Source organism: Streptomyces hygroscopicus subsp. hygroscopicus (assembly GCF_001553455.1).
Taxonomy (GTDB): domain Bacteria; phylum Actinomycetota; class Actinomycetes; order Streptomycetales; family Streptomycetaceae; genus Streptomyces; species Streptomyces hygroscopicus.
Genome location: NZ_BBOX01000407.1, coordinates 1 through 19830, shown reverse-complemented (window position 1 = coordinate 19830; position 19830 = coordinate 1). Strand labels below are relative to the sequence as shown.

The 19830-nt window shown below is 73.5% G+C and carries 15 protein-coding genes, 2 pseudogenes and 1 riboswitch; of the genes and pseudogenes, 6 read left to right on the top strand and 11 right to left on the bottom strand.

Annotation, left to right across the window (positions count from 1 at the left end; all coding sequences use genetic code 11):
* Positions 1 to 253, bottom strand: a pseudogene (locus AXW62_RS33620) (hypothetical protein); the annotation flags it as partial.
* Between the two features lie 356 nt (positions 254 to 609).
* Here AXW62_RS33620 and sepH point away from each other — a divergent pair.
* The gene (gene sepH, locus AXW62_RS33615) at positions 610 to 1689 is read left to right on the top strand and encodes a septation protein SepH (protein WP_079105853.1); all 1080 of its coding nucleotides are present in this window, start codon (positions 610 to 612) and stop codon (positions 1687 to 1689) included.
* A gap of 82 nt (positions 1690 to 1771) precedes the next feature.
* Here the strand turns inward: sepH and AXW62_RS33610 are convergent, their stop codons facing one another.
* Positions 1772 to 2608 (bottom strand): sulfurtransferase, encoded by an 837-nt coding sequence (locus AXW62_RS33610; RefSeq protein WP_060947797.1) that lies wholly within the window; start codon positions 2606 to 2608, stop codon positions 1772 to 1774.
* Positions 2609 to 2895: 287 nt separating this feature from the next.
* Between AXW62_RS33610 and AXW62_RS33605 the strand changes: the two genes are divergently transcribed.
* Positions 2896 to 3678 (top strand): VOC family protein, encoded by a 783-nt coding sequence (locus tag AXW62_RS33605; RefSeq protein ID WP_060947796.1) that lies wholly within the window; start codon positions 2896 to 2898, stop codon positions 3676 to 3678.
* Between the two features lie 77 nt (positions 3679 to 3755).
* On the opposite strand, the gene AXW62_RS33600 is transcribed toward AXW62_RS33605, so the two are convergent.
* From AXW62_RS33600 to AXW62_RS33585, 4 genes are read right to left on the bottom strand one after another with little or no spacing between them, the layout of a single operon-like run.
* Entirely contained in the window at positions 3756 to 4400 is a 645-nt protein-coding gene (locus AXW62_RS33600; RefSeq protein ID WP_060947795.1) for a thymidine kinase, read from the bottom strand.
* A gap of 49 nt (positions 4401 to 4449) precedes the next feature.
* Positions 4450 to 5691, bottom strand: coding sequence for an alkaline phosphatase family protein (locus tag AXW62_RS33595; protein WP_060947794.1), 1242 nt, complete (start codon positions 5689 to 5691; stop codon positions 4450 to 4452).
* Positions 5691 to 6287, bottom strand: coding sequence for a DUF5998 family protein (locus AXW62_RS33590; protein ID WP_030842663.1), 597 nt, complete (start codon positions 6285 to 6287; stop codon positions 5691 to 5693). Before AXW62_RS33590 ends, AXW62_RS33595 begins: the two co-directional genes overlap by 1 nt.
* A gap of 60 nt (positions 6288 to 6347) precedes the next feature.
* Complete coding sequence (locus tag AXW62_RS33585) at positions 6348 to 9269, bottom strand: bifunctional acetate--CoA ligase family protein/GNAT family N-acetyltransferase (protein ID WP_060947800.1); 2922 nt, start codon at positions 9267 to 9269, stop codon at positions 6348 to 6350.
* Positions 9270 to 9453: 184 nt separating this feature from the next.
* On the opposite strand from AXW62_RS33585, the gene AXW62_RS33580 reads away from it, so the two are divergent.
* Positions 9454 to 9735 (top strand): HPr family phosphocarrier protein, encoded by a 282-nt coding sequence (locus AXW62_RS33580; protein WP_030842668.1) that lies wholly within the window; start codon positions 9454 to 9456, stop codon positions 9733 to 9735.
* 157 nt (positions 9736 to 9892) lie between these two features.
* Here AXW62_RS33580 and AXW62_RS33575 read toward each other — a convergent pair whose 3' ends face one another.
* From AXW62_RS33575 to AXW62_RS33560, 4 genes are all read right to left on the bottom strand, one after another.
* Positions 9893 to 10648, bottom strand: a complete 756-nt coding sequence (locus AXW62_RS33575) for a GntR family transcriptional regulator (protein WP_060947793.1) — start codon at positions 10646 to 10648, stop codon at positions 9893 to 9895.
* Between the two features lie 203 nt (positions 10649 to 10851).
* A complete protein-coding gene (locus AXW62_RS33570) occupies positions 10852 to 11646 on the bottom strand; it encodes a M23 family metallopeptidase (protein WP_060947799.1) in 795 nt (264 codons plus the stop codon).
* 14 nt (positions 11647 to 11660) lie between these two features.
* A riboswitch (cyclic di-AMP (ydaO/yuaA leader) is annotated at positions 11661 to 11822 on the bottom strand.
* Between the two features lie 387 nt (positions 11823 to 12209).
* Positions 12210 to 13592: a M16 family metallopeptidase gene (locus AXW62_RS33565; RefSeq protein WP_079115919.1), complete on the bottom strand. Its 1383-nt coding sequence runs from the start codon at positions 13590 to 13592 to the stop codon at positions 12210 to 12212.
* 20 nt (positions 13593 to 13612) lie between these two features.
* Positions 13613 to 14983, bottom strand: a complete 1371-nt coding sequence (locus tag AXW62_RS33560; protein ID WP_079105854.1) for a M16 family metallopeptidase — start codon at positions 14981 to 14983, stop codon at positions 13613 to 13615.
* 328 nt (positions 14984 to 15311) lie between these two features.
* Between AXW62_RS33560 and AXW62_RS33555 the strand changes: the two genes are divergently transcribed.
* The gene (locus tag AXW62_RS33555) at positions 15312 to 17765 is read left to right on the top strand and encodes a DNA gyrase/topoisomerase IV subunit A (RefSeq protein WP_060947790.1); all 2454 of its coding nucleotides are present in this window, start codon (positions 15312 to 15314) and stop codon (positions 17763 to 17765) included.
* A 232-nt stretch (positions 17766 to 17997) separates the two neighbouring features.
* Here AXW62_RS33555 and AXW62_RS33550 read toward each other — a convergent pair whose 3' ends face one another.
* The gene (locus tag AXW62_RS33550; RefSeq protein ID WP_060947789.1) at positions 17998 to 18414 is read right to left on the bottom strand and encodes a tetratricopeptide repeat protein; all 417 of its coding nucleotides are present in this window, start codon (positions 18412 to 18414) and stop codon (positions 17998 to 18000) included.
* A 302-nt stretch (positions 18415 to 18716) separates the two neighbouring features.
* Between AXW62_RS33550 and AXW62_RS33545 the strand changes: the two genes are divergently transcribed.
* Positions 18717 to 19691 (top strand): ferredoxin family protein, encoded by a 975-nt coding sequence (locus AXW62_RS33545; RefSeq protein ID WP_060947788.1) that lies wholly within the window; start codon positions 18717 to 18719, stop codon positions 19689 to 19691.
* A gap of 20 nt (positions 19692 to 19711) precedes the next feature.
* Positions 19712 to 19830, top strand: a pseudogene (locus tag AXW62_RS41835) (DUF4240 domain-containing protein); the annotation flags it as partial.

The window sequence follows — 19830 nt, the reverse complement described above, 5'->3', positions numbered from 1 at the left end:
CCGCCGGCCGCACCTGGACCCGTGCCTCCTTGATCTGCTCACCGGTGCGCCGGAACAGGTGCTGGAAGACGGTGCCGCCCGCGGTCGCCACCACGCTCACCACGCCGGCCCCGAGGATCGTCCCGTAGACGCCGAGCTTGGAGGCGAGCACCGCGGCGGCGACGGCCGCCAGGGCGCTGCCGGCCACCTGGGCCACGCTCAGCTCCATCCGCCCGCTCTTGTGTCGTCCGTCGCCGTCGGCCTTGCCGTGCATCTCCCGCCTCGCCTGGACATTCGTTCCACCCTGCAGGGAGAAGTGACCGATAAACGAAGCGGATCGTTCCGATTCTGTCGTTTCTGTGAAACTTGCCACCCAAATGACGTCTCACTTCGAAGGATTCAGGCTCCGAACCCCCTTCCGGCCGTGAACTCGACTGGCGTGCCGCTCCACCTGAGCGGCCCGAATGGAGTACTGTGACGACTCCTGGCCCCGCTTTCCCGTCCGGCCGCCCGGACCCAGCGGGAGGGGTCGGAGGGCGGCAACCAACCGGCCCGGGCAACTCGGCAAAGTTGTGGCAGGCTGCACCCGGGCAGGCCACACTCGTCTAGCGGGAGAGCAGCGACGCAACCGTGACGTCGGCAGGCACCACCCGGGAGGTCCCCATGCCCGAACTGCGTGTCGTGGCCGTCAGCAACGACGGCACACGGCTGGTGCTCAAGGCTGCGGACAGCACGGAGTACACACTTCCCATCGACGAGCGACTGCGCGCCGCGGTGCGCAACGACCGCGCTCGGCTCGGCCAGATCGAGATCGAGGTCGAGAGCCATCTGCGGCCCCGCGACATCCAGGCCCGTATACGCGCCGGCGCCACCGCCGAAGAGGTCGCGCAGATGGCGGGCATCCCCGTCGACCGCGTGCGGCGCTTCGAGGGCCCGGTGCTCGCGGAGCGCGCCTTCATGGCCGAGCGCGCCCGCAAGACTCCCGTGCGCCGTCCCGGCGAGAACACCGGACCGCAGCTCGGCGAGGCCGTCGCGGAGCGGCTGCTGCTGCGCGGCGCGGAGAAGGAGACCGCGCAGTGGGACTCCTGGCGGCGCGACGACGGCACCTGGGAGGTGCTGCTGGTCTACCGGGTCGCCGGTGAACCGCATTCGGCGAGCTGGACCTACGACCCGCCCCGGCGGCTGGTCCAGGCGGTGGACGACGAGGCGCGGGCGCTGATCGGCGAGGCCGACGACACGCCCGAGCCCAGCTTCCCGTTCGTGCCGCGGATCGCCCGGCTGCCCCGCGACCGGGACCGGGACCGCGACCGGTCGTCGGCCGAGCGCCTCGACGACGACCCGGCGTCCACGTCCGCGTCCGCCGCGCTGGACGACGGCCTCGGTGAGCGGGACTCGCTCACCAGCCTGCTGGAGGCCGTGCCCAACTTCCGCGGGGACATGGTCGTGCCCGACTCGCCGGTCGCGCCGGCGCCTGTGCCGGACGAGCCCGACGAGGAGCCGGAGGCCGTCGAGCCGCCCGCCCCCGCGGCGAGCGCGGGTTCGGCGTACGCGGACGTGCTGATGCCGCGTTCGGTGGCGGGCCACCGGGACCGGCTGACCGGTACCACGGACCGCCAGGCGGAAGCGGACGGCGTCCGTCCGGGCCGCCGGGCCGCGGTGCCGAGCTGGGACGAGATCGTTTTCGGCACCCGCCGCAAGAAGCAGGATTAGCAGGGGAAGAAACCGTCGGGCGCATCACCCAACCGGAGGGGCCCCGCCACCGCATACCGGTGGCGGGGCCCCTCCGGTGCGCTCAGCCCCGCTCGGGGCCCGTGGCCACCGGACGGCCGCCGTCCGAGGACCACTCGCTCCACGAACCGACGTACAGGGCCGCCGGAATGCCCGCGACCGCCAGCGCCAGGACCTGGTGCGCGGCCGAGACCCCGGAGCCGCAGTACACCCCGACCTCGGCGTCCTCGGTGGCGCCCAGGGCCGCGAACCGCTCGGCCAGCCGGTCGGCGGGCAGGAAGCGGCCGTCGGCGGTGACGTTCTCCACCGTGGGGGCGGAGACCGCGCCCGGGATATGGCCGCCGACGGGGTCGATGGGCTCCACCTCTCCCCGGTAGCGCTCGGCCGCGCGGGCGTCCAGCAGCACCCCGCGCCGCGCGAGGGCCGCCGCGTCGTCCGCCTCCAGCAGCGGCAGGGCCCCGGGCTCCGGGACGAAGTCGCCCTCGGACACGTCGGGCGCGTCGGCGGTCAGGGCGCCGCCGGCCGCCGTCCAGGCGGGCAACCCTCCGTCGAGCGCCCTGACCGAGGGGTGCCCGGCCCAGCGCAGCAGCCACCACGCACGCGCCGCGGCCCACCCCTGTCCGCCGTCGTACACCACCACGCGCCGGTCCCCGCTCACCCCGGCTCGCCGCATCGCAGCCGCGAACGCGGAAAGATCGGGCAGGGGGTGGCGGCCGGCCTTTCCGGGCGGGCCCGCGAGCTCGGTGTCGAGATCGACGTAGACGGCGCCGGGCAGATGCCCCGCCTCATAGGCGGGGCGGCCAGGAGGGCCGCCGAGTTGCCAGCGCACATCGAGCAGGAGCGGAGGATGCTCCTCCGCCAGCTCACTCATGAGATCGGATGCGGTGATGATGGCATGCATAGGAATCATCCTTGCGTAGTTATCTCTGCGCCAATTGGACCACCTGGCCACCCGGTGGACAGCTGGGTACCACCGGAGCGCAATGAAGCCGAAACGGATTTGCGTCAACAAGTCGGGCATTCTGCTGTGAGACACGATGCATTGCGGCTCCGCCAGGGCGCCATGTGCGACAGGTGGTGCAAATATCTGTTGGGCCCCCCGCCTCAGCACCTCCGCACGACCGCCCCGTGCCGCCGACCGGCCCGGGGCCGCACGGCCACCACGATGGTCCGAGGAGAGAATGACGTATGACCCAGGCAGCGACTCGGCGCACACCGGGCACGCCCTGCTGGACGAGTCTGATGGTGCACAGCCTTGCCGCGACACAGGACTTCTACCACGCCCTGTTCGGCTGGGAGTTCACACCGGGCCCACAACAGCTCGGCGCGTATGTCCGCGCGGTCCAGGGCGGCCGGCCGGTCGCCGGGTTGAGCGAGCTGCCTCCGGAACGCCACTTGCCGGTGGCCTGGTCGACCTATCTCGCCTCCGACGACGCCGATGAGACCGCCGAGATGATCCGCGCCTGCGGCGGCACCGTGGCGGTGGGCCCGCTGGACGCCGACGAGGCCGGCCGGATGCTGATCGCCTCCGACCCCGAGGGCGCGGTGTTCGGCGTGTGGCAGGAGGGCACGTACCCGGCGGCGGAGGAGGCCGGGGCGCCCGGTACCCCGGTCTGGCACGAGCTGCTGACCCGCGAGGGCACCGGGGTGCTGAAGTTCTACCAGATGGTCTTCGGCTACCGGACCGAGGCGGCGGCCGCCGAGGATCCGGGCTGCCGCACCCTGCGCCTGGGCGACCGGCCGGTCTGTGCCATCCAGAGCGTGGGCGACGCCCTGCCGCGCGGCCGGGGCCCGTTCTGGATGACGCACTTCGCGGTGGCCGATGTGGACGACACGGTGCGCCGGGTCACCGCGCTCGGCGGCCAGGTGGTCCGGCCGCCGTCGCGGGGAGCGGCCGGGCGCCGGGCCACGGTGCGGGACCCGGAAGGCGCCGCCTTCACCGTCGTATCGGCGGACCGGGAAGTGGGCTAGGCCCGCCGTCGAAGGGGGTGTCCCGCGGGTGCCCGCGGGTGCCCGGGCCGCGCCCGGCGCGGTCCGCGGGACGCCCCTCAGTCGACCGGCAGCACATCGGGTGACAGGGCGGCGGCGCGTGCCGCCGCGGCCGTCATCCGGTGCCGGTGGTGACGCCGGCACAGCACCTCGTAACCGACCTCGCTCTCCGGCCGGTTGACGTCGCCGACGACGACCTGGGCACCCTCGACGACCATCTGGCCGCCGACCGTGCGGGCGTTGTGCGTCGCCCTGGCGCCGCACCAGCACAACGCCTCCACCTGCAGCACCTCCACCCGGTCGGCGAGCTCCACCAGGCGCTGGGAGCCGGGGAAGAGCTTGCTGCGGAAGTCGGTGGTGATGCCGAAGGCGAAGACGTCCACGCCCAGGTCGTCGACCACCCGGGCGAGTTGGTCGATCTGGGACGGGGTCAGGAACTGCGCCTCGTCCGCTATCACGTAGTCGACCCGGCCCCCGGCGGTCATCGCCCGCACCACATGGGCGTAGAAGTCGAGGTCGTCGGCGACCTCGACCGCCTCGGTGACCAGCCCCAGCCGGGAGGAGAGCTTGCCCTCGCCCGCCCGGTCGTCCCGGGTGTAGATCATCCCCTGGAGGCCGCGCGCCGAGCGGTTGTGCTGGATCTGCAGAGCGAGGGTGCTCTTTCCACAGTCCATCGTCCCGGAGAAGAACACCAGCTCGGGCATGGGGAAGCGGGGCCTTTCATACGGCGGGGGGGGCGAAGGGGCGGAGCGCTCAGGAGCGTACTTCGAGGAGCGGCACCAACTGCTCCAGGGGGGTCATCGAACCGTGCAGCCCGACCATCGCGGACTCCTTCGGCTCGGTGTGCGAGGCGACGATCGCGACGTCCTCGCGGGCGGCGGCCACGACATCGCCGATCCGCCGGTACAGCCGGTCGTCGACGCCCTTGCCGCCGCCGTCGGCACCGCCGGGCCCGCCGAACCAGCCCGCCTCGATCGCCTCGTCACGGCTGGCCACCCACATCCGCTCGCCCAGCACCTCACGCCAGACGGCCAGCACATCGCCGGCGGCGCCGGGGACGGCGTACACATGCCGGGCGCGGGCCTCGCCGCCCAGCAGTGAGACGCCCGCGCGCAGCTCCCAGTCCTCGTCGAAGTCGATGCGCGACTCCGGGTCGAACGGGATGTCGATCATGCCGTGGTCGGCGGTGACATAGAGCGCCGAGCGGGGCGGGAGGCGCTCGGCGAGCCGCTGGGCGAGCCCGTCGACATACCTCAGCTGGCCGCGCCATTCGGGCGAGTCCACACCGAAGCGGTGCCCCTTGCCGTCCACTTCGCTGTAGTACGTGTAGACCAGCGAGCGGCCCGCGGCGCCGAGCTGCTCGGCCGCGAGGTCCATCCGCTCCTCGCCGGAGAGCCGCCCGTGGAAGGTGCCGCCGCTCAGCGCGACCTTGGTGAGCGGGGTCTCGGCGAAGGTCGGCGCGGAGACCTGGCAGGTGTGCACGCCCGCGGCGTCCGCGAGCTGGAAGACGGTCGGATACGGCTGCCAGGCGTGCGGATCCGTCCAGGGCTGCCAGCGCAGCTGGTTCATCAGCTGGCCGGTGTCGGGGTTCAGCACCGTGTAGCCGGCCAGTCCGTGGGCGCCGGGGGGCAGTCCGGTGCCCACCGAGGCGAGCGAGGTCGCGGTGGTGGACGGGAAGCCCGCGGTGAGCGGCTGCCCGGTGCCGCCCCGCGAACCGGGCAGCAGCGAGGCCAGGAAGGGCGCCTCGGCGGGATGGGCGCGCAGCAGCTCCCAGCCGAGGCCGTCGACCAGGAAGACGCAGACGCGGTCGGCGGGTGGGAGCACCAGCTCGGAGGAGAGCCCGGGGACCTCCTGGCCCGCGACGACGGCGGGCAGCAGATCGGCGAGCGAGCCGGTGCCGTACTTCGGCACCGGGGCGGACCGGGGGTCGAGCGGGGCGAACTCGGGCCAGGGGGAGGCGGTGGAGGGCAGCGGCCCGGTGCCGGAGCCGGGCATCAGCGGCCGGTGTCCGGGGTGGCCGCGGTGGCCTCGGAGAGCGCCTGGGCGAAGGCGAGGGTCTGACGGACGGTGTCGGGGCCGTCGCCCGCCTCGCTGACGCGCAGGCTGAGGTCGTCGGCGGTGGAGGAGCCGGTGTAGCCGTGGTCGGCCTCGCAGTTGGGGTCGCCGCAGGCGGCGGGCTCCAGGTCCAGGCGGCTGACGGCGCCCCAGCCGATGGTCAGCACGACCTCGCGGGGCAGCGTGCCGGGGGTGTACGACTCGGGGTTGGCGACGACCCGGCTGAGCACGACCGAGGAGATCCGCTGAAGCTTCACGGACTCGGTGGAGGTGGTGGCGTACGGCGAGGGGGAGGTGCCGTCCGCGGCCTGCTCGTCGGTATGGCTGACGATGAAGCGGTTGCCGGTGAGCACGAGGACCGTGACATGGCGGCGGACCTCGTTGGCGTCGAAGGTGGTCTCCTGGTGGACCAGGTACGACACGATGGGCTCACCGCCCACGGCGGCCTCCACCGCTTCGGCCACGAGTGCCGGGTAATAGCCGCTGCGCTCGATCGCCGCGCGCAGCCCCTGGGTCGTCGTACCGGTCTTCGCCATGTGCACCATCCTACGGGGCCGCACCGACACGGGCGCCCATGCCCGCCCACGGCCGGAGGGTCAGTAGGCGGGCATGTGGCGGGGACCGAGGTCGGTGCGCGGCGGCGGCGGGGCGAGCCGCGCCGAGGCGCCGAGCACGGAGAGGCCGTGCTGGGCGACCACGACGGGTTCGAGATCGACCGCGACCACCTCGGGGTGGTCGTCCACCAGGCGGGACACCCTCAGCAGCAGTTCCTCGAGGGCCGCGGTGTCCACCGGCTTGGAACCGCGCCAGCCGAACAGGAGCGGCGCGGTCCGGACCGACCGGATCAGCTCGGCGGCGTCCCGGCCGGTGACGGGGACGAGGCGGTGGGCGGTGTCGCCGAGCAGTTCGGAGGGCGCGCCGGCGAGCCCGAAGGAGAGCACGGCCCCGGCGGCCGGGTCGATGGCGGCCCGTACGACGGTGTCCACGCCGCGCGGCGCCATCCGCTGCACGACCAGCCCCAGCTCCTCCGGCCGGCCCAGGTGGCCGGTCAACTCGGCGTAGGCGCGGCGCAGTTCCGCCTCGCTGCCCAGTTCCAGCCGCACTCCGCCCAGGTCGGTGCGGTGGCGCAGGTGGGAGGCGGTGGGCTTGAGCGCGACCGGGAAGCCGAGCCGCTCGGCGGCCCGTACGGCGGTGTCGGGGTCGGGCGCGGACAGGGCGGGCAGCACGCTGACGCCGTAGCGGGCCAGGAGGCGCTGGGTGTCGGCGGCGGACAGCTCGACGCCCGGGTCCGCGTCGTCGCCGGTCCCGCCGCCGGTCCCGGCGACGGTGCCGCCGCCGGTCCCGGCGACGGTGCCGTCGCCGGTGCCGTCGCCGGTGCCGTCGCCGGTGCCGTCGGCCGGGGCGAGCAGCACCTGGATGTCGGCGGCGGCACCCGCCTCGTCGATGTCGTCGTACTCCGGGACCCGGCCGGGCTCGGCGGCCTCCTGGCGCCACCGGGTGTACCGCACGGCCTCGGCGAGCGCGCGCACGGCCCGCTCGGCGGCGGGGTAGGCGGGGATCCGGCGGGTGCCCGGCGCGGACTCCTCGCCGGTGCCGGCCAGGGCCGCCGCGAGCTCCTGGATCTCCAGGTGGACCACCGCCACCGGCTTGTCAGGACCGGGTCCGGAGGTCTGGGCCGCCTCCCGGACGGCCGTGGCGAGGGCGTCCGCGCGGGAGTCGCCGACCCAGGGGATGGCGGTGACGACGACGGCGTCGCAGGAGTCGTCGGCGAGCGCCTCGGTCAGGGCGCGCCGGAAGTCCTCCGGGGTGGCGGCGGTGGTGAGGTCGCGGGGCGGCAGCGGGCGGAGCCCCTCGGTGAGGCAGGCGTCGTAGGTGATCAGGTCGAGCGACTCGGAGTTGCCGAGGATGGCGACGCGGGGGCCGGCGGGCAGCGGCTGGGAGGCGAGCAGCACCCCGGTGTCGGCGAGTTCGGTGACGGTGTCGACCCGGATGACGCCCGCCTGCCGCAGCAGATCGGAGACGGTGGCGTCCGGGATCCGGGTGGTGGGCACGGCATGGCCGGTGGGGGCGCTGCCGGTGTGGCGGGCGCCCTTGACGACGACCACCGGTTTGACGGCGGCGGTGCGCTTGGCGAGCCGGGTGAACTTGCGGGGGTTGCCGATGGACTCCAGGTACATCAGCACGACGTCGGTCTGCGGATCGTCGTACCAGTACTGGAGGAGGTCGTTGCCCGAGACGTCGGCGCGGTTGCCCGCGGACACGAAGGTCGATATCCCGGCGATCCCGGCGAGGCTCGCCAGCCCGGCGCCGCGCCGGTGCAGCCCGGACAGCAGCGCGATGCCGATCGCCCCGGACTGGGTGAACAGACCCAACCGGCCGGGGTTGGGCAGCTGCGGGGACAGGGACGCGTTCAGCCGGACGCCCTCGGCGGTGTTGATGACGCCGAAGGCGTTGGGGCCGAAGACGCGCATGCCGTAGGTCCGCGCCTGGCGGACGAGGTCGCGCTGGCGGTCACGGCCCTCGCGTCCGCTCTCGGCGTATCCGGCGGAGAGCACGACGAGGCCCTGGACGCCGTGGTCGCCGCACGCGGCCACGACGTCGGGCACCCGCTCGGCGGGGACGGCGACGACGGCCAGGTCGACGGGCTCCTCTATGGCGCGCAGCGAGCGGTGGGCCGGGACGCCCTCCGGCTCCAGGCGGGTCAGGTCGTCGGGGAAGGCGTGGTTGACGGCGTGCACGCGCCCGGTGAAGCCGCCGTCGAGGAGGTTGCGCAGCACGGTACGGCCGACGCCGCCGGAGGAGCGGCTGGTGCCGATGACGGCGACGGAGCCGGGGGCGAGCAGCCGCTGGACGGAGCGGGCCTCGGCCCGCTGCTCGCGGGCGCGCATGACGGCCAGGGAGCGGTCGGTGGGTTCGAGGTCGAACTCCAGGCGGACGACCCCGTCCTCGAAACTGCGCTTCTGGGTGTAGCCCGCGTCCGTGAACACCTTGATCATCTTGGTGTTGGCGGGCAGCACCTCGGCGGCGAACCGGCGGATGGCCCGCTCACGGGCGACGGCGGCGATGTGTTCGAGGAGCGCGGAGGCCACCCCGCGGCCCTGGTGGGCGTCCTGGACGAGGAAGGCGACCTCGGCCTCGTCGGCGGGGGCGGGGCCGGAGCCGGCCGCGAGGCGCCCGTCCGGGGCGGCGCCGGACGGGGACCGGGCCGGCAGGCCGCGGCTGTCGATGCGGTCGTACCGGACGGTGGCGATGAACTCGTCCCCGACGATGGCCGCCAGCCCCACCCGGTCGACGTAGTCGTGGTGGGTGAAGCGGTGGACGTCGCGGTCGGAGAGGCGGGGGTAGGGCGCGAAGAAGCGGTAGTACTTCGACTCGTCCGAGACCCGCTCGTAGAAGCTGACCAGCCGCTGGGCGTCGTCGGGGGTGATGGGGCGGATCTGGGCCGTGCCGCCATCCCTGAGCACCACGTCGGCTTCCCAGTGGGCGGGGTAGGAGTGATGGTCCGACGGGGTCCGCATGGGGCCCAGGGTACGGGCCCGCGCGGTCCGGATGATGGACACCCTTGCGTCGGGGCCAGGTGTCGGGGGAAGGTCCGTATCGGGCCGGTCCGGGCACGACCGGGCATACTCGGACATGGTCCGGGTGCATACGGACACCGTATGCTTTGGTCTAGACAACAGCACCCACCTGAAGGGCAACACCATGGCTGAGCGCCGCGTCACCATCGGCTGGGCCGAGGGCCTGCACGCCCGCCCTGCGTCGATCTTCGTCCGGGCGGCCACCGCCGCCGGGGTCCCCATCACGATCGCCAAGGCGGACGGCACCCCGGTCAACGCCGCCTCCATGCTGGCCGTGCTCGGCCTGGGCGCCCAGGGCGGCGAAGAGGTCGTCCTCGCCTCCGACGCGGACGACGCCGAGGTCGCGCTCGACCGCCTGGCGAAGCTGGTGGCGGAGGGCCTCGAGGAGCTTCCGGAGACCGTCTGATTCCCGCGTGCTGCGAGGATTCCGCGCGGCGGGACCGCGGTGACCATTCCGGCCACCGCGGTCCCGTTGTTTTTCTTTTTCCACCCGGAATCGGCGACGGAGGACCGGGTCGCGAATCAGCCCCGGGAATTCCCTCCGGTTGTCTACGGGATCGCTGTTAATTCCGGCCGCTCGCCGTGTTGACGGAATGTTTCGAAGTCCTCACCGGAACGGGGCGGCGCAGCCGGTATTCGGACAGCGAGCGCTCGGTGTGCGCGGCGGCGAGCGCCCGCGCCCGCTCGGCGTCGCCGCGTGCGACCGCGTCCACCAGCGCCCCGTGCTCGGCCCAGGACTCCACGGCCCGCGCGGTCAGGTCGGGCCGCCGCCCGTCCTCGGCCGGCGCCGGCTGCCGGTGCGGGGCGGCCGCGTACACCCACGCGGTCTTGCGGCGCAGCTGGACGAGCATCCCGGCCAGGCTGGGACTGCCGGACGCCTGGGCGAGCGTCTCGTGGAACCAGTCCGCCAGCGGCCGCAGTTCGCCCAGCTGACCGCGCTGGGCCCGCTCCCGGCCCAGCCTGACCAGCCCGCGCAGCACCTTCAGATGCGCCTCGGTGCGGCGCTGCGCGGCCCGGGCGGCGCCCAGCGGCTCCAGCAGCGCGCGGATGTCCAGCAGATCGGCCGCCTCGCGCTCGGAGGGCCGGGCGACGCAGGCCCCCGCGTGCCGCCGGGTCGTCACGAAACCCTCGGACTCCAGGGTGCGCAGCGCCTCCCGGACGGGCACCCGCGAGACGCCGTAGCGCCGCGCGAGGAGTTCCTCGGTGAGCCGGCTGCCGGGCTCGTACGCGCCGGAGACGATGTCGTCGCGGATCGCCGTACACACCGCGTCCGCCGAAATCCGGCGACCGCCCTGGACCGCGGTGGTATCCCCGTTCATTTCCGGTCCCGCATTGTCGAACCTCCGCCTTAACGCCCGCGAAACGCACCCATGGAACGCGCGTTGAACGACTCTATTCCAATCGCACGTCATTTCCGATGGTGAGGCGCATTCCATGGATATTTTTTGGTCATCGGGGGCGGCACGCCGAAGGCCCCGTCCGGGGGGACGGGGCCTTGGCGGAGTCTCGTGCGGGGGGAGGGTCAGACGTTGACGCCGTGCGAGCGCAGATACGCCACGGGGTCGATGTCCGAGCCGTAGTCCGCGCTGGTGCGGGCCTCGAAGTGCAGATGCGGCCCGGTGACGTTGCCGGTGGCGCCCGACAGGCCGATCTGCTGGCCGGGGGTGACCTTCTGGCCGACCGAGACGCCGATCGACGACAGATGGCCGTACTGGGTGTAGGTGCCGTCGTTCATCTTGATGACGACGTTGTTGCCGTAGGCGCCGCCCCAGCCCGCCTCGACGACCTCGCCGGAGCCCACGGAGTGCACCGGGGTGCCGGAGGAGGCGTGGAAGTCGATGCCGGTGTGGGTGCCGGAGGACCACAGACCGCTGGACGCCTGGTAGGCGGTGGAGATGTAGGAGCCGCTGATCGGCGCCACGAAGGTGTTGAGGCGCCGGCGCTCGGCCTCGCGCGCCGCGCGCAGCTTGGCCTCCCGCTCGGCCTTGGCCTTCTTCGCCGCGGCCTCCGCCTTCCTGGCGGCCTCCTGGCGGGCGACGGCCTCCGCCTTGGCCTTGGCCGCGGCCTGCGCGGCGGCGGTCTCCTGGGACTGCGCCTGAGCCTCGATGTGCTCCGCGATCCCGTCGCCGATCTCGATCGCCTGGGTCAGACCGGTGTCCTGGGAAGCGGGGCCCGCGCCGGCCGCGAACGCCTGTCCGGCGATCCCGGCCACGACGCCCGAGGCGACCGTGGTGATGCCCGCGATGTTCGCGCCGGTGCGGATGCCGGTCTTACGGGGACGGCGGTGTTTCCCGGTGGCGGTACGCGTGAACGCCATGGTCCGGCGCACTCCTTTCCTTCCTTCTCGCCTACCGGGTTAGCTGACGGGTTCGGAGCAGGAAGGTCTCCTACGGGCTCCTCCCCCGGCCGGGGAAGGCGCCCGATTCACCCCTGGGGACGTGGGTCCCCGGCTCCCCTGGCTCGCGCCGTACGGGGACTCGGCGATGACTGTCCGTGCCGCGGGTGCGGCGGGTCGCTGGCGAACAGCCGGACTGACGCTAAACGGGCCCGCTTTCGATCACCAAACGGTTCCGGTTTTTTGTTGTTCTCCCCACAAACCAAACAAGCCGTCACTCCCATAAATCGGGCATGAGGGAAGGACCCCGGCCCCCTCCACGGGGCCGGGGTCCTTCCTTCCTCTCTCCGCCGGCTCGCCGACCGGGTCGCGGGCCGGGTCGCGGGCCGGATCGCGGGCCCGCCGGACCGTCGTCCGGCGGGACGGCCCGCCAGGCGCGGGACGGGTCGCCGGGCATGGGGCGGGCCGTCGGCTCACCGGCACACCGCGCCCACCGCCCACCGGCCCACCGGCTGTTCGACCGGATCCGGCCAACTCCGGGCGGCTCAGCCGGAGATGACGCGCACCTCGCCGATGCCCAGCGCCCGGACCGGCTCCTCGATCGCCGAGGCGTCGCCGACCAATACCGTGACCAGCCGGTCCGCCGGGAAGGCGCTCACCACCGCCGCGGTGGCCTCCACCGTGCCGGTCTCGGCGAGGCGGGCGTACAACTGCGCCTGGAAATCGTCCGAAAGGTGCTGCTCGACCTGGTCGGCGAGGGTGCCCGCGACGGCCGCCGCCGTCTCGTACTTCAGCGGGGCGACACCCACCAGGTTCTGCACCGCGACATCGCGCTCCTCGTCCGTCAGCCCCTCCTCCTTCAGGGTGCGCAGCACCTTCCAGAGGTCCTCCAGGGCGGGGCCGGTGACCTCGGTGGCCACCGAGCCGCTGATCGCCAGCAGCGCGGCACCCGCGGACCCGCCGGAGGGCGACGGGGGCGCGGAGCGCAGCACCTGGCCGAAGGCGCGCACGCCGTAGGTGTAGCCCTTCTCTTCGCGCAGCACCCGGTCCAGGCGGGAGGTGAGCGTGCCGCCCAGGCAGTACGTGCCCAGCACCTGCGCGGGCCAGATCCGGTCGTGGCGGTCGGCGCCGACCCGCCCGATGAGCAGCTGGGTCTGTACCGCGCCCGGCCGGTCGACGATCACCACGCGGCCGGTGTCGTCCGCGATGACCGGAGGCACCGTGCGCGGCGCGGCCGCCCCGCCCGTCCAGGCGCCGAGGGTGTCGGCGAGCGCCCGATCGAGGTCCACCCCGGCGAGGTCGCCCACGATGACGGCGGTGGCGGTGGAGGGCCGGACATGCGCCTCGTAGAAGGCCCGCACGGCCGCGGCGTCGATGCCCTCGATGGTCTCCTGGGTGCCCTGGCGCGGCCGGGACATCCGCGACTCGGCCGGGAACAGCTCCGCGGACAGCGCCATCGAGGCGCGGCGGGCCGGATTGGCCAGCTCGTGCGGGATCTCGTCCAGCCGGTTGCGCACCAGCCGCTCGACCTCGCCGTCCGGGAAGGCGGGGGCGCGCAGGGCGTCGGCCAGCAGGCCGAGCGCCTTGGGCAGCCGGGAGGCCGGGACCTCCAGGGAGATCCGGACGCCGGGGTGGTCGGCGTGGGCGTCGAGGGTGGCGCCGCAGCGCTCGAGCTCGGCGGCGAACTCCTCGGCGTCGTGCTTGTCGGTGCCCTCCGACAGGGCGCGCGCCATGATCGTGGCGACGCCTTCGAGCCCGGCCGGCTCGGCGTCCAGCGGCGCGTCCAGATTGATCTCGACGGCGACGACCTGCTGGCCGGGGCGGTGACAGCGCAGCACGGTGAGGCCGTTGGACAGCTCACCGCGCTCGGGGGCCGGGAACGCCCACGGCTTGGGGGCGCCGCCCTTCGGCTGCGGGTGGAAGGTCATGGTCGCGGTGACGGCGTCGCTCACTGGGCCGCCTCCCCTTCTGCGTCGGTCTCGGCGGCTTCGGCGGTGTCGGCTGCGTCCTCGGCGCCCTGGACGGGCTCGTAGACCAGCACGGCGCGGTTGTCCGGGCGCAGCCGCGCGGCGGCCACGGCCCGCACCTCCTCGGGGGTGATGTCCAGCACCCGCTCCACGGCGGTCAGCGCCAGTTGCGGGTCGCCGAAGAGCACGGCGTAACGGCACAGCTCGTCGGCCCGGCCGCCGACCGTGGCCAGCCGGTCCAGCCACTCGCGCTCGATCTGCGCCTGCGCGCGCTCCATCTCCTGCGGCGTCGGCCCCTCCTCGGCGAAACGGGCCAGCTCCTCGTCGACGGCGGCCTCGATGGCGGGGACCTCGACACCCCCGGAGGCCTTCACGTCCAGCCAGCCGAGCGAGGGGGCGCCCGACAGCCGCAGCAGGCCGAATCCGGCGGCCACGGCGGTGCGGTCGCGGCGCACCAGGCGGTTGTGGAGCCGGGAGGACTCCCCGCCGCCGAGGACGGTCAGCGCCAGGTCGGCGGCGTCGGCCTCACGGGTGCCGTCGTGCGGCAGCCGGTAGGCGGCCATCAGGGCGCGGGCCGGGACCTCCTCCTCCACGACCTCGCGCAGCTGACCGCCGATCACGTCCGGGAGCGTGCCGTCGCGGGGCGGCCGCTTGCCGTCGTGGGAGGGGATGGAGCCGAAGTACTTCTCGATCCAGGCGAGCGTCTGCTCGGGGTCGATGTCGCCGACGACCGACAGGACGGCGTTGTTCGGGGCGTAGTAGGTGCGGAAGAACTCCCGCGCGTCCTCCAGGGAGGCCGCGTCCAGGTCGGCCATCGAGCCGATCGGGGTGTGGTGGTACGGGTGGCCCTCGGGATAGGCCATGGCGACGAGTTTCTCGAAGGCGGTGCCGTACGGAACGTTGTCGTACCGCTGGCGGCGCTCGTTCTTGACGACGTCGCGCTGGTTCTCCAGGCTCTCCTCGTCCAGCGCGGTCAGCAGGGACCCCATCCGGTCGGCCTCCAGCCACAGGGCGAGTTCGACCTGGTGGGCGGGCATGGTCTCGAAGTAGTTGGTGCGCTCGAAGCTGGTCGTGCCGTTGAGCGAGCCGCCGGCCCCCTGCACCAGCTCGAAGTGGCCGTTGCCGGTGACCTGCGCCGAGCCCTGGAACATCAGGTGCTCGAAGAGGTGGGCCAGACCGGTGCGCCCCTTGACCTCGTGGCGTGAGCCGACGTCGTACCACAGACAGACCGCGGCGACCGGGGTCAGATGGTCCTCGGAGAGCACCACGCGCAGGCCATTGGCCAGGCGGTGCTCGGTCGCTTTCAGGCCGCCGGAGCCGGCCTGCTGCGTGGCCGTGTGACCCATGGGCATGTACGTCCCTTCGATCGCGTGATGGAGCGCGTGCCAGCCGCTTGCGCAGCGCTTCTGTCACTGTATGCAAGGGCACGGACATCTGGCGAAGTTCCGGTCCGTTCCCGTCCCCCCGAACCGTTTCCGCAATCGCCGCGAGCGGTTTCCGCGGCTTCCCGGACGCCGGACCGGGCCGCCCCCGGGGAGCCCCCGCGCGGGGGCGCCGGGCCCGGTTCCCGGGCCTGCCCCGGCCCTTGCCGCCCCGGGGCCGTTCCACACTTGTCGGTGGACCGGGCCACAATGGTCGGCGTCAGATCCCTCATCGGCAGTTGAAGGAGCCGCAAGCGCGATGGCCCGCCGCCGCACGAAGACCCCGCCGCCGGACGACTTCGAGGAGCGCATCCTCGACATCGACGTCGTCGACGAGATGCAGGGCTCCTACCTCGAGTACGCCTACTCGGTCATCTACTCGCGCGCGCTGCCCGACGCCCGTGACGGGCTGAAGCCCGTGCACCGCCGCATCCTCTACCAGATGAACGAGATGGGGCTGCGCCCCGAGCGCGGCTTCGTCAAGTGCGCCCGCGTCGTCGGTGAGGTGATGGGAAAGCTCCACCCGCACGGCGACGCGTCGATCTACGACGCGCTGGTGCGCATGGCGCAGCCGTTCTCCATGCGCCTGCCGATGGTCGACGGCCACGGGAACTTCGGCTCGCTGGGCAACGACGACCCGCCGGCGGCGATGCGGTACACCGAGTGCCGGATGGCGTCGGCGACCTCGCTGATGACCGAGTCGATCGACGAGGACACGGTCGACTTCTCACCGAACTACGACGGCAGTGAGCAGGAGCCCGTCACCCTCCCTGCCGCCTATCCGAACCTGCTGGTCAACGGCACGTCCGGGATCGCGGTCGGCATGGCGACCAATATGCCGCCGCACAACCTGGGCGAGGTCATCGCCGCCGCCCGCCACCTGATCAAGCACCCGGGCGCGGATCTCGACACCCTGATGCGGCACGTACCGGGGCCCGACCTGCCGACCGGCGGCCGGATCGTGGGCCTGAGCGGTATCCGGGACGCGTACGAGACCGGGCGCGGTACGTTCAAGATCCGCGCCACGGTGACCGTGGAGGACGTGACGGCCCGCCGCAAGGGCCTGGTCGTCACCGAGCTGCCCTTCGCCGTGGGCCCCGAGAAGGTCATCTCCAAGATCAAGGACCTGGTCGGCGCGAAGAAGCTCCAGGGCATCGCGGACGTCAAGGACCTCACCGACCGTGAGCACGGGCTGCGGCTGGTGATCGAGATCAAGAACGGCTTCAACCCCGAGGCCGTGCTGGAGCAGCTCTACAAGCTGACGCCGATGGAGGAGTCCTTCGGCATCAACAACGTGGCGCTGGTGGACGGCCAGCCGCTCACGCTGGGGCTGAAGGAGCTGCTGGAGGTCTACCTCGACCACCGCTTCGACGTCGTCCGGCGGCGCAGCGAGTTCCGCCGCACCAAGCGGCGCGACCGGCTGCACCTGGTCGAGGGCCTGCTGGTGGCCCTGCTCGACATCGACGAGGTCATCCGCCTCATCCGGCGGAGCGAGAACGCGGCGGAGGCCAAGCGCTCGCTCATCGAACGCTTCGGCCTCTCCGACGTCCAGACGCAGTACATCCTGGACACTCCGCTGCGCCGGCTGACCAAGTTCGACCGGCTGGAGCTGGAGTCGGAGCGCGACCGGCTCAACGCCGAGATCGAGGAGCTGACCCGGATCCTCGACTCCGACGCCGAGCTGCGCAAGCTGGTCTCCGCCGAACTGGCCGCCGTGGCCAAGAAGTTCGGCACCCCGCGCCGCACGGTGCTGCTGGAGTCGTCGAACGCACCGGTGACCGCGGTGCCGCTGGAGGTCGCGGACGATCCCTGCCGGGTGCTGCTGTCCTCCACCGGGCTGCTGGCCCGCACGGCCAACGGCGAGCCGTCCCCGGGCGAGGGGAAGGCCAAGCGCGCCAAGCACGATGTGATCGTCTCGGCCGTCCCGGCGACCGCCCGGGGCTCCGTGGGGGCGGTGACCTCGGCCGGGCGGCTGCTGCGGCTCTCGGTGATCGACCTCCCGATGCTCCCGGAGACGGCCGCACCGCCCAATCTGGCGGGCGGGGCGCCCATCGCCGAGTTCCTCTCGCTGGAGGAGGGCGAGGAGCTGGTGTGCCTCACCACCCTGGACGAGTCCTCGCCGGGGCTCGCGATCGGCACGGAGCAGGGCGTCGTCAAGCGCGTGGTCCCCGACTACCCCGCCAACAAGGACGAGTTGGAGGTCATCAGCCTCAAGGAGGGTGACCGGATCGTGGGCGCGGTGGAGCTGCGCACCGGCGAGGAGGACCTGGTCTTCATCACCGACGACGCCCAGCTGCTGCGCTACGCGGCGGGCCAGGTGCGGCCGCAGGGCCGCGCCGCGGGCGGTATGGCGGGCATCAAGCTCGGCTCCGGCGCCAAGGTGATCTCCTTCACGGCGGTCGACCCGGCGGTCGACGCGGTGGTCTTCACGGTCGCGGGCGCGAGCGGCACGCTCGACGACTCGGTGCAGCAGTCGGCCAAGCTCACCCCCTTCGACCAGTACCCGCGCAAGGGCCGGGCCACCGGTGGGGTGCGCTGCCAGCGGTTCCTGAAGGGCGAGGACCGCCTGGTCCTGGCCTGGGCGGGCGCGGCCCCGGCGCGTGCGGCGGCGGCGAACGGAGCCCCGGCGGCGCTGCCGGAGACCGACCCGCGCCGGGACGGCTCGGGCGAGCCGCTGCCCAAGCCGGTGGCGGTCGTGGCCGGGCCGGTGTAGCCCGGACGAACAGGACGGGCGCAACGAGCCGGATGAGCCGGAGAGCCGGACCAACCGGACAGCAGGTTGAGCCGGACGAGCGCGCAGGGGCGCGGCACCGTAAGGGTGCCGCGCCCTTCGCCTTTCCGCGCCCCGCACTTCGCCCCCGGCACCACGGCATCCGCGCCCTGGGCCCCACTTCGGGCCCCCTGCCTACATCCGCGCCTGGGTCCCACCCCGGGTCCCGGGCGTATCAGGGGCCGCTGCCGTTGCGGCGGGCGCGCAACTGCTGGAGGGCGAGACGCGCGCCGGCGTGGCCGCGGTCCGCCGCCCGGCGGAAGTGCCGCTCCGCCTCGACCGGGTCACCGAGGTCCAGGTGGAGGGTGCCGAGCACCACCATGGCTGAGATGTCACCCGTCGCGGCGGCCTTGCCGAGCCAGTGGACCGCCTCCGCGTACGCGCCCCGTTTGCCGAGCCCGATGCCGTAGACGGTCATCCCCCGCGGATCACCGGCCTCGGCCGCCTTACGGGCGAGCGGCTCGGGGATCGGCCGCCCCTCGTCGTAGGCCGCCCGTACCGTCGCCCTCAGCCCGGGATCCAGCGAGCGCGCCGCGCGTCTTCCCCGGCGTCTCCCCCGGCCTGCGCGCCACCGCGCCCATAAGCCGCCCATATACGCCCCCTCCGCCCCCGGAGCGCCATTGTCCCGCCTGCTCCCACCGCATGGAACAGCAGGACCGGCAGGAACGACAACGACAGGACCGGCAGGAACGACCGGAACGACCGGAACGACAGCACCGGCAGACGCCCAGCCGGACGAGGACAGATCCGGCCACGGATACGGCCACGGATGCGGCCGGATAGGAACCGTCATCTTTCGCCGCACGGGGCTTATGCGGCGCCCCACGACTCGGACGGCTCGCTCCCTCACGGCTCGGCGCGCGTTTTCGATCAAGGGAGGTTAGGCTAACCTTCGTGAGCACGTGCACGACCGCCTCCCGCGACCTGTCAGAGCCGCTCGCCGGGACGGCGGCCACCGCCTCCACCTGGCTGCTGGTGGAACAGCCCGGCCCCTGGGGCACCGAGGCCCTCACCGCCAGTCGCCTCGACCCGGCCGTAGGGCGTGCCCTGGAGCGCGCCGCCGAGGACACCGGGGTACGGGTCGCGCTGATCCGCCGTCCCGGCCGCCACGCCGATCTGCACACCGGTGCCCGGCACCGGGTGTTCGTGGCCCACACCCGGCCCGGCCGCTGCTGGATCCGCACCACCGCCCTGGACGACCCCGCACGCCTGCTCGGCCTGGACTTCACCGCCCTGGGCGCGGGCGATCCCGGCGGGCTGACCCTGCGGCCCCACGACCCCCCGGCCTGGGAGGAGTACACCGGCGACCCGCTGGTGCTGGTGTGCACCAACGGCAAGCGCGACCGCTGCTGCGCCCTCCTCGGCCGTCCGCTGGCCGGTGAGCTGGCCGCCTCCGGAGTGCACGGCACCTGGGAGATCACCCATATCGGCGGCCATCGCTTCTCCCCGACCCTGGTCGTACTGCCGCACGGCTACACCTACGGCCGCGCCACCGCACAAGGCGTCAAGGACGTCATCGAGGCGCTGCGGCACGGCAGGGTCGTCACCGACGGGTGCCGCGGCCGTTCCACCTGGGAGCGCCCCGGCCAGGCGGCGGAGCTGGCCGTCCGGGAGACGACCGGCGAGGACGGGGCCGACGCGCTGACCTTCGTCAGGACCGAGGGCGGGGCCCCGGTCTGGTCCGTGACCGTCGCGCACCGCGACGGCCGGGCCTGGCGGGTGGACGTCGCACAGGTCGCCGCGGCGCCGCCGCGCCCGCAGAGCTGCGGCTCCCCGCTGGGCTCCCCGGCCCGGATGGAGGTCATCGGGATCCGTGCCGCCCGGCGGCCCGCACGCGGCGTACGCGCGATGGCCGCCGGCCACCCCTGAGCCCCGGCAGGTAGCGCCCTGTGCTGCTCGGCGGGGTCGACGACGACGCCTTTGAGGCGTTCCGCCACTGGCTGATCGGCCAGGGCCGGGAGGTCTCGAGGGCGCGCTGCACGATCCGGACGCGCCCGCGGCGGTCCGG

Bases quoted from the DNA above. Each gene is read 5' to 3' on its own strand.
- AXW62_RS33570 (WP_060947799.1), bottom strand. From the start codon at position 11,646: ATGGCGTTCACGCGTACCGCCACCGGGAAACACCGCCGTCCCCGTAAG.
- AXW62_RS33580 (WP_030842668.1), top strand. From the start codon at position 9,454: ATGGCTGAGCGCCGCGTCACCATCGGCTGGGCCGAGGGCCTGCACGCC.
- AXW62_RS33560 (WP_079105854.1), bottom strand. From the start codon at position 14,983: ATGCCCATGGGTCACACGGCCACGCAGCAGGCCGGCTCCGGCGGCCTG.
- AXW62_RS33565 (WP_079115919.1), bottom strand. From the start codon at position 13,592: ATGACCTTCCACCCGCAGCCGAAGGGCGGCGCCCCCAAGCCGTGGGCG.
- AXW62_RS33550 (WP_060947789.1), bottom strand. From the start codon at position 18,414: ATGGGCGGCTTATGGGCGCGGTGGCGCGCAGGCCGGGGGAGACGCCGG.
- AXW62_RS33595 (WP_060947794.1), bottom strand. From the start codon at position 5,691: ATGCCCGGCTCCGGCACCGGGCCGCTGCCCTCCACCGCCTCCCCCTGG.
- AXW62_RS33610 (WP_060947797.1), bottom strand. From the start codon at position 2,608: ATGCATGCCATCATCACCGCATCCGATCTCATGAGTGAGCTGGCGGAG.
- AXW62_RS33600 (WP_060947795.1), bottom strand. From the start codon at position 4,400: ATGCCCGAGCTGGTGTTCTTCTCCGGGACGATGGACTGTGGAAAGAGC.
- AXW62_RS33590 (WP_030842663.1), bottom strand. From the start codon at position 6,287: ATGGCGAAGACCGGTACGACGACCCAGGGGCTGCGCGCGGCGATCGAG.
- AXW62_RS33585 (WP_060947800.1), bottom strand. From the start codon at position 9,269: ATGCGGACCCCGTCGGACCATCACTCCTACCCCGCCCACTGGGAAGCC.
- AXW62_RS33605 (WP_060947796.1), top strand. From the start codon at position 2,896: ATGACCCAGGCAGCGACTCGGCGCACACCGGGCACGCCCTGCTGGACG.
- AXW62_RS33575 (WP_060947793.1), bottom strand. From the start codon at position 10,648: ATGAACGGGGATACCACCGCGGTCCAGGGCGGTCGCCGGATTTCGGCG.
- AXW62_RS33555 (WP_060947790.1), top strand. From the start codon at position 15,312: ATGGCCCGCCGCCGCACGAAGACCCCGCCGCCGGACGACTTCGAGGAG.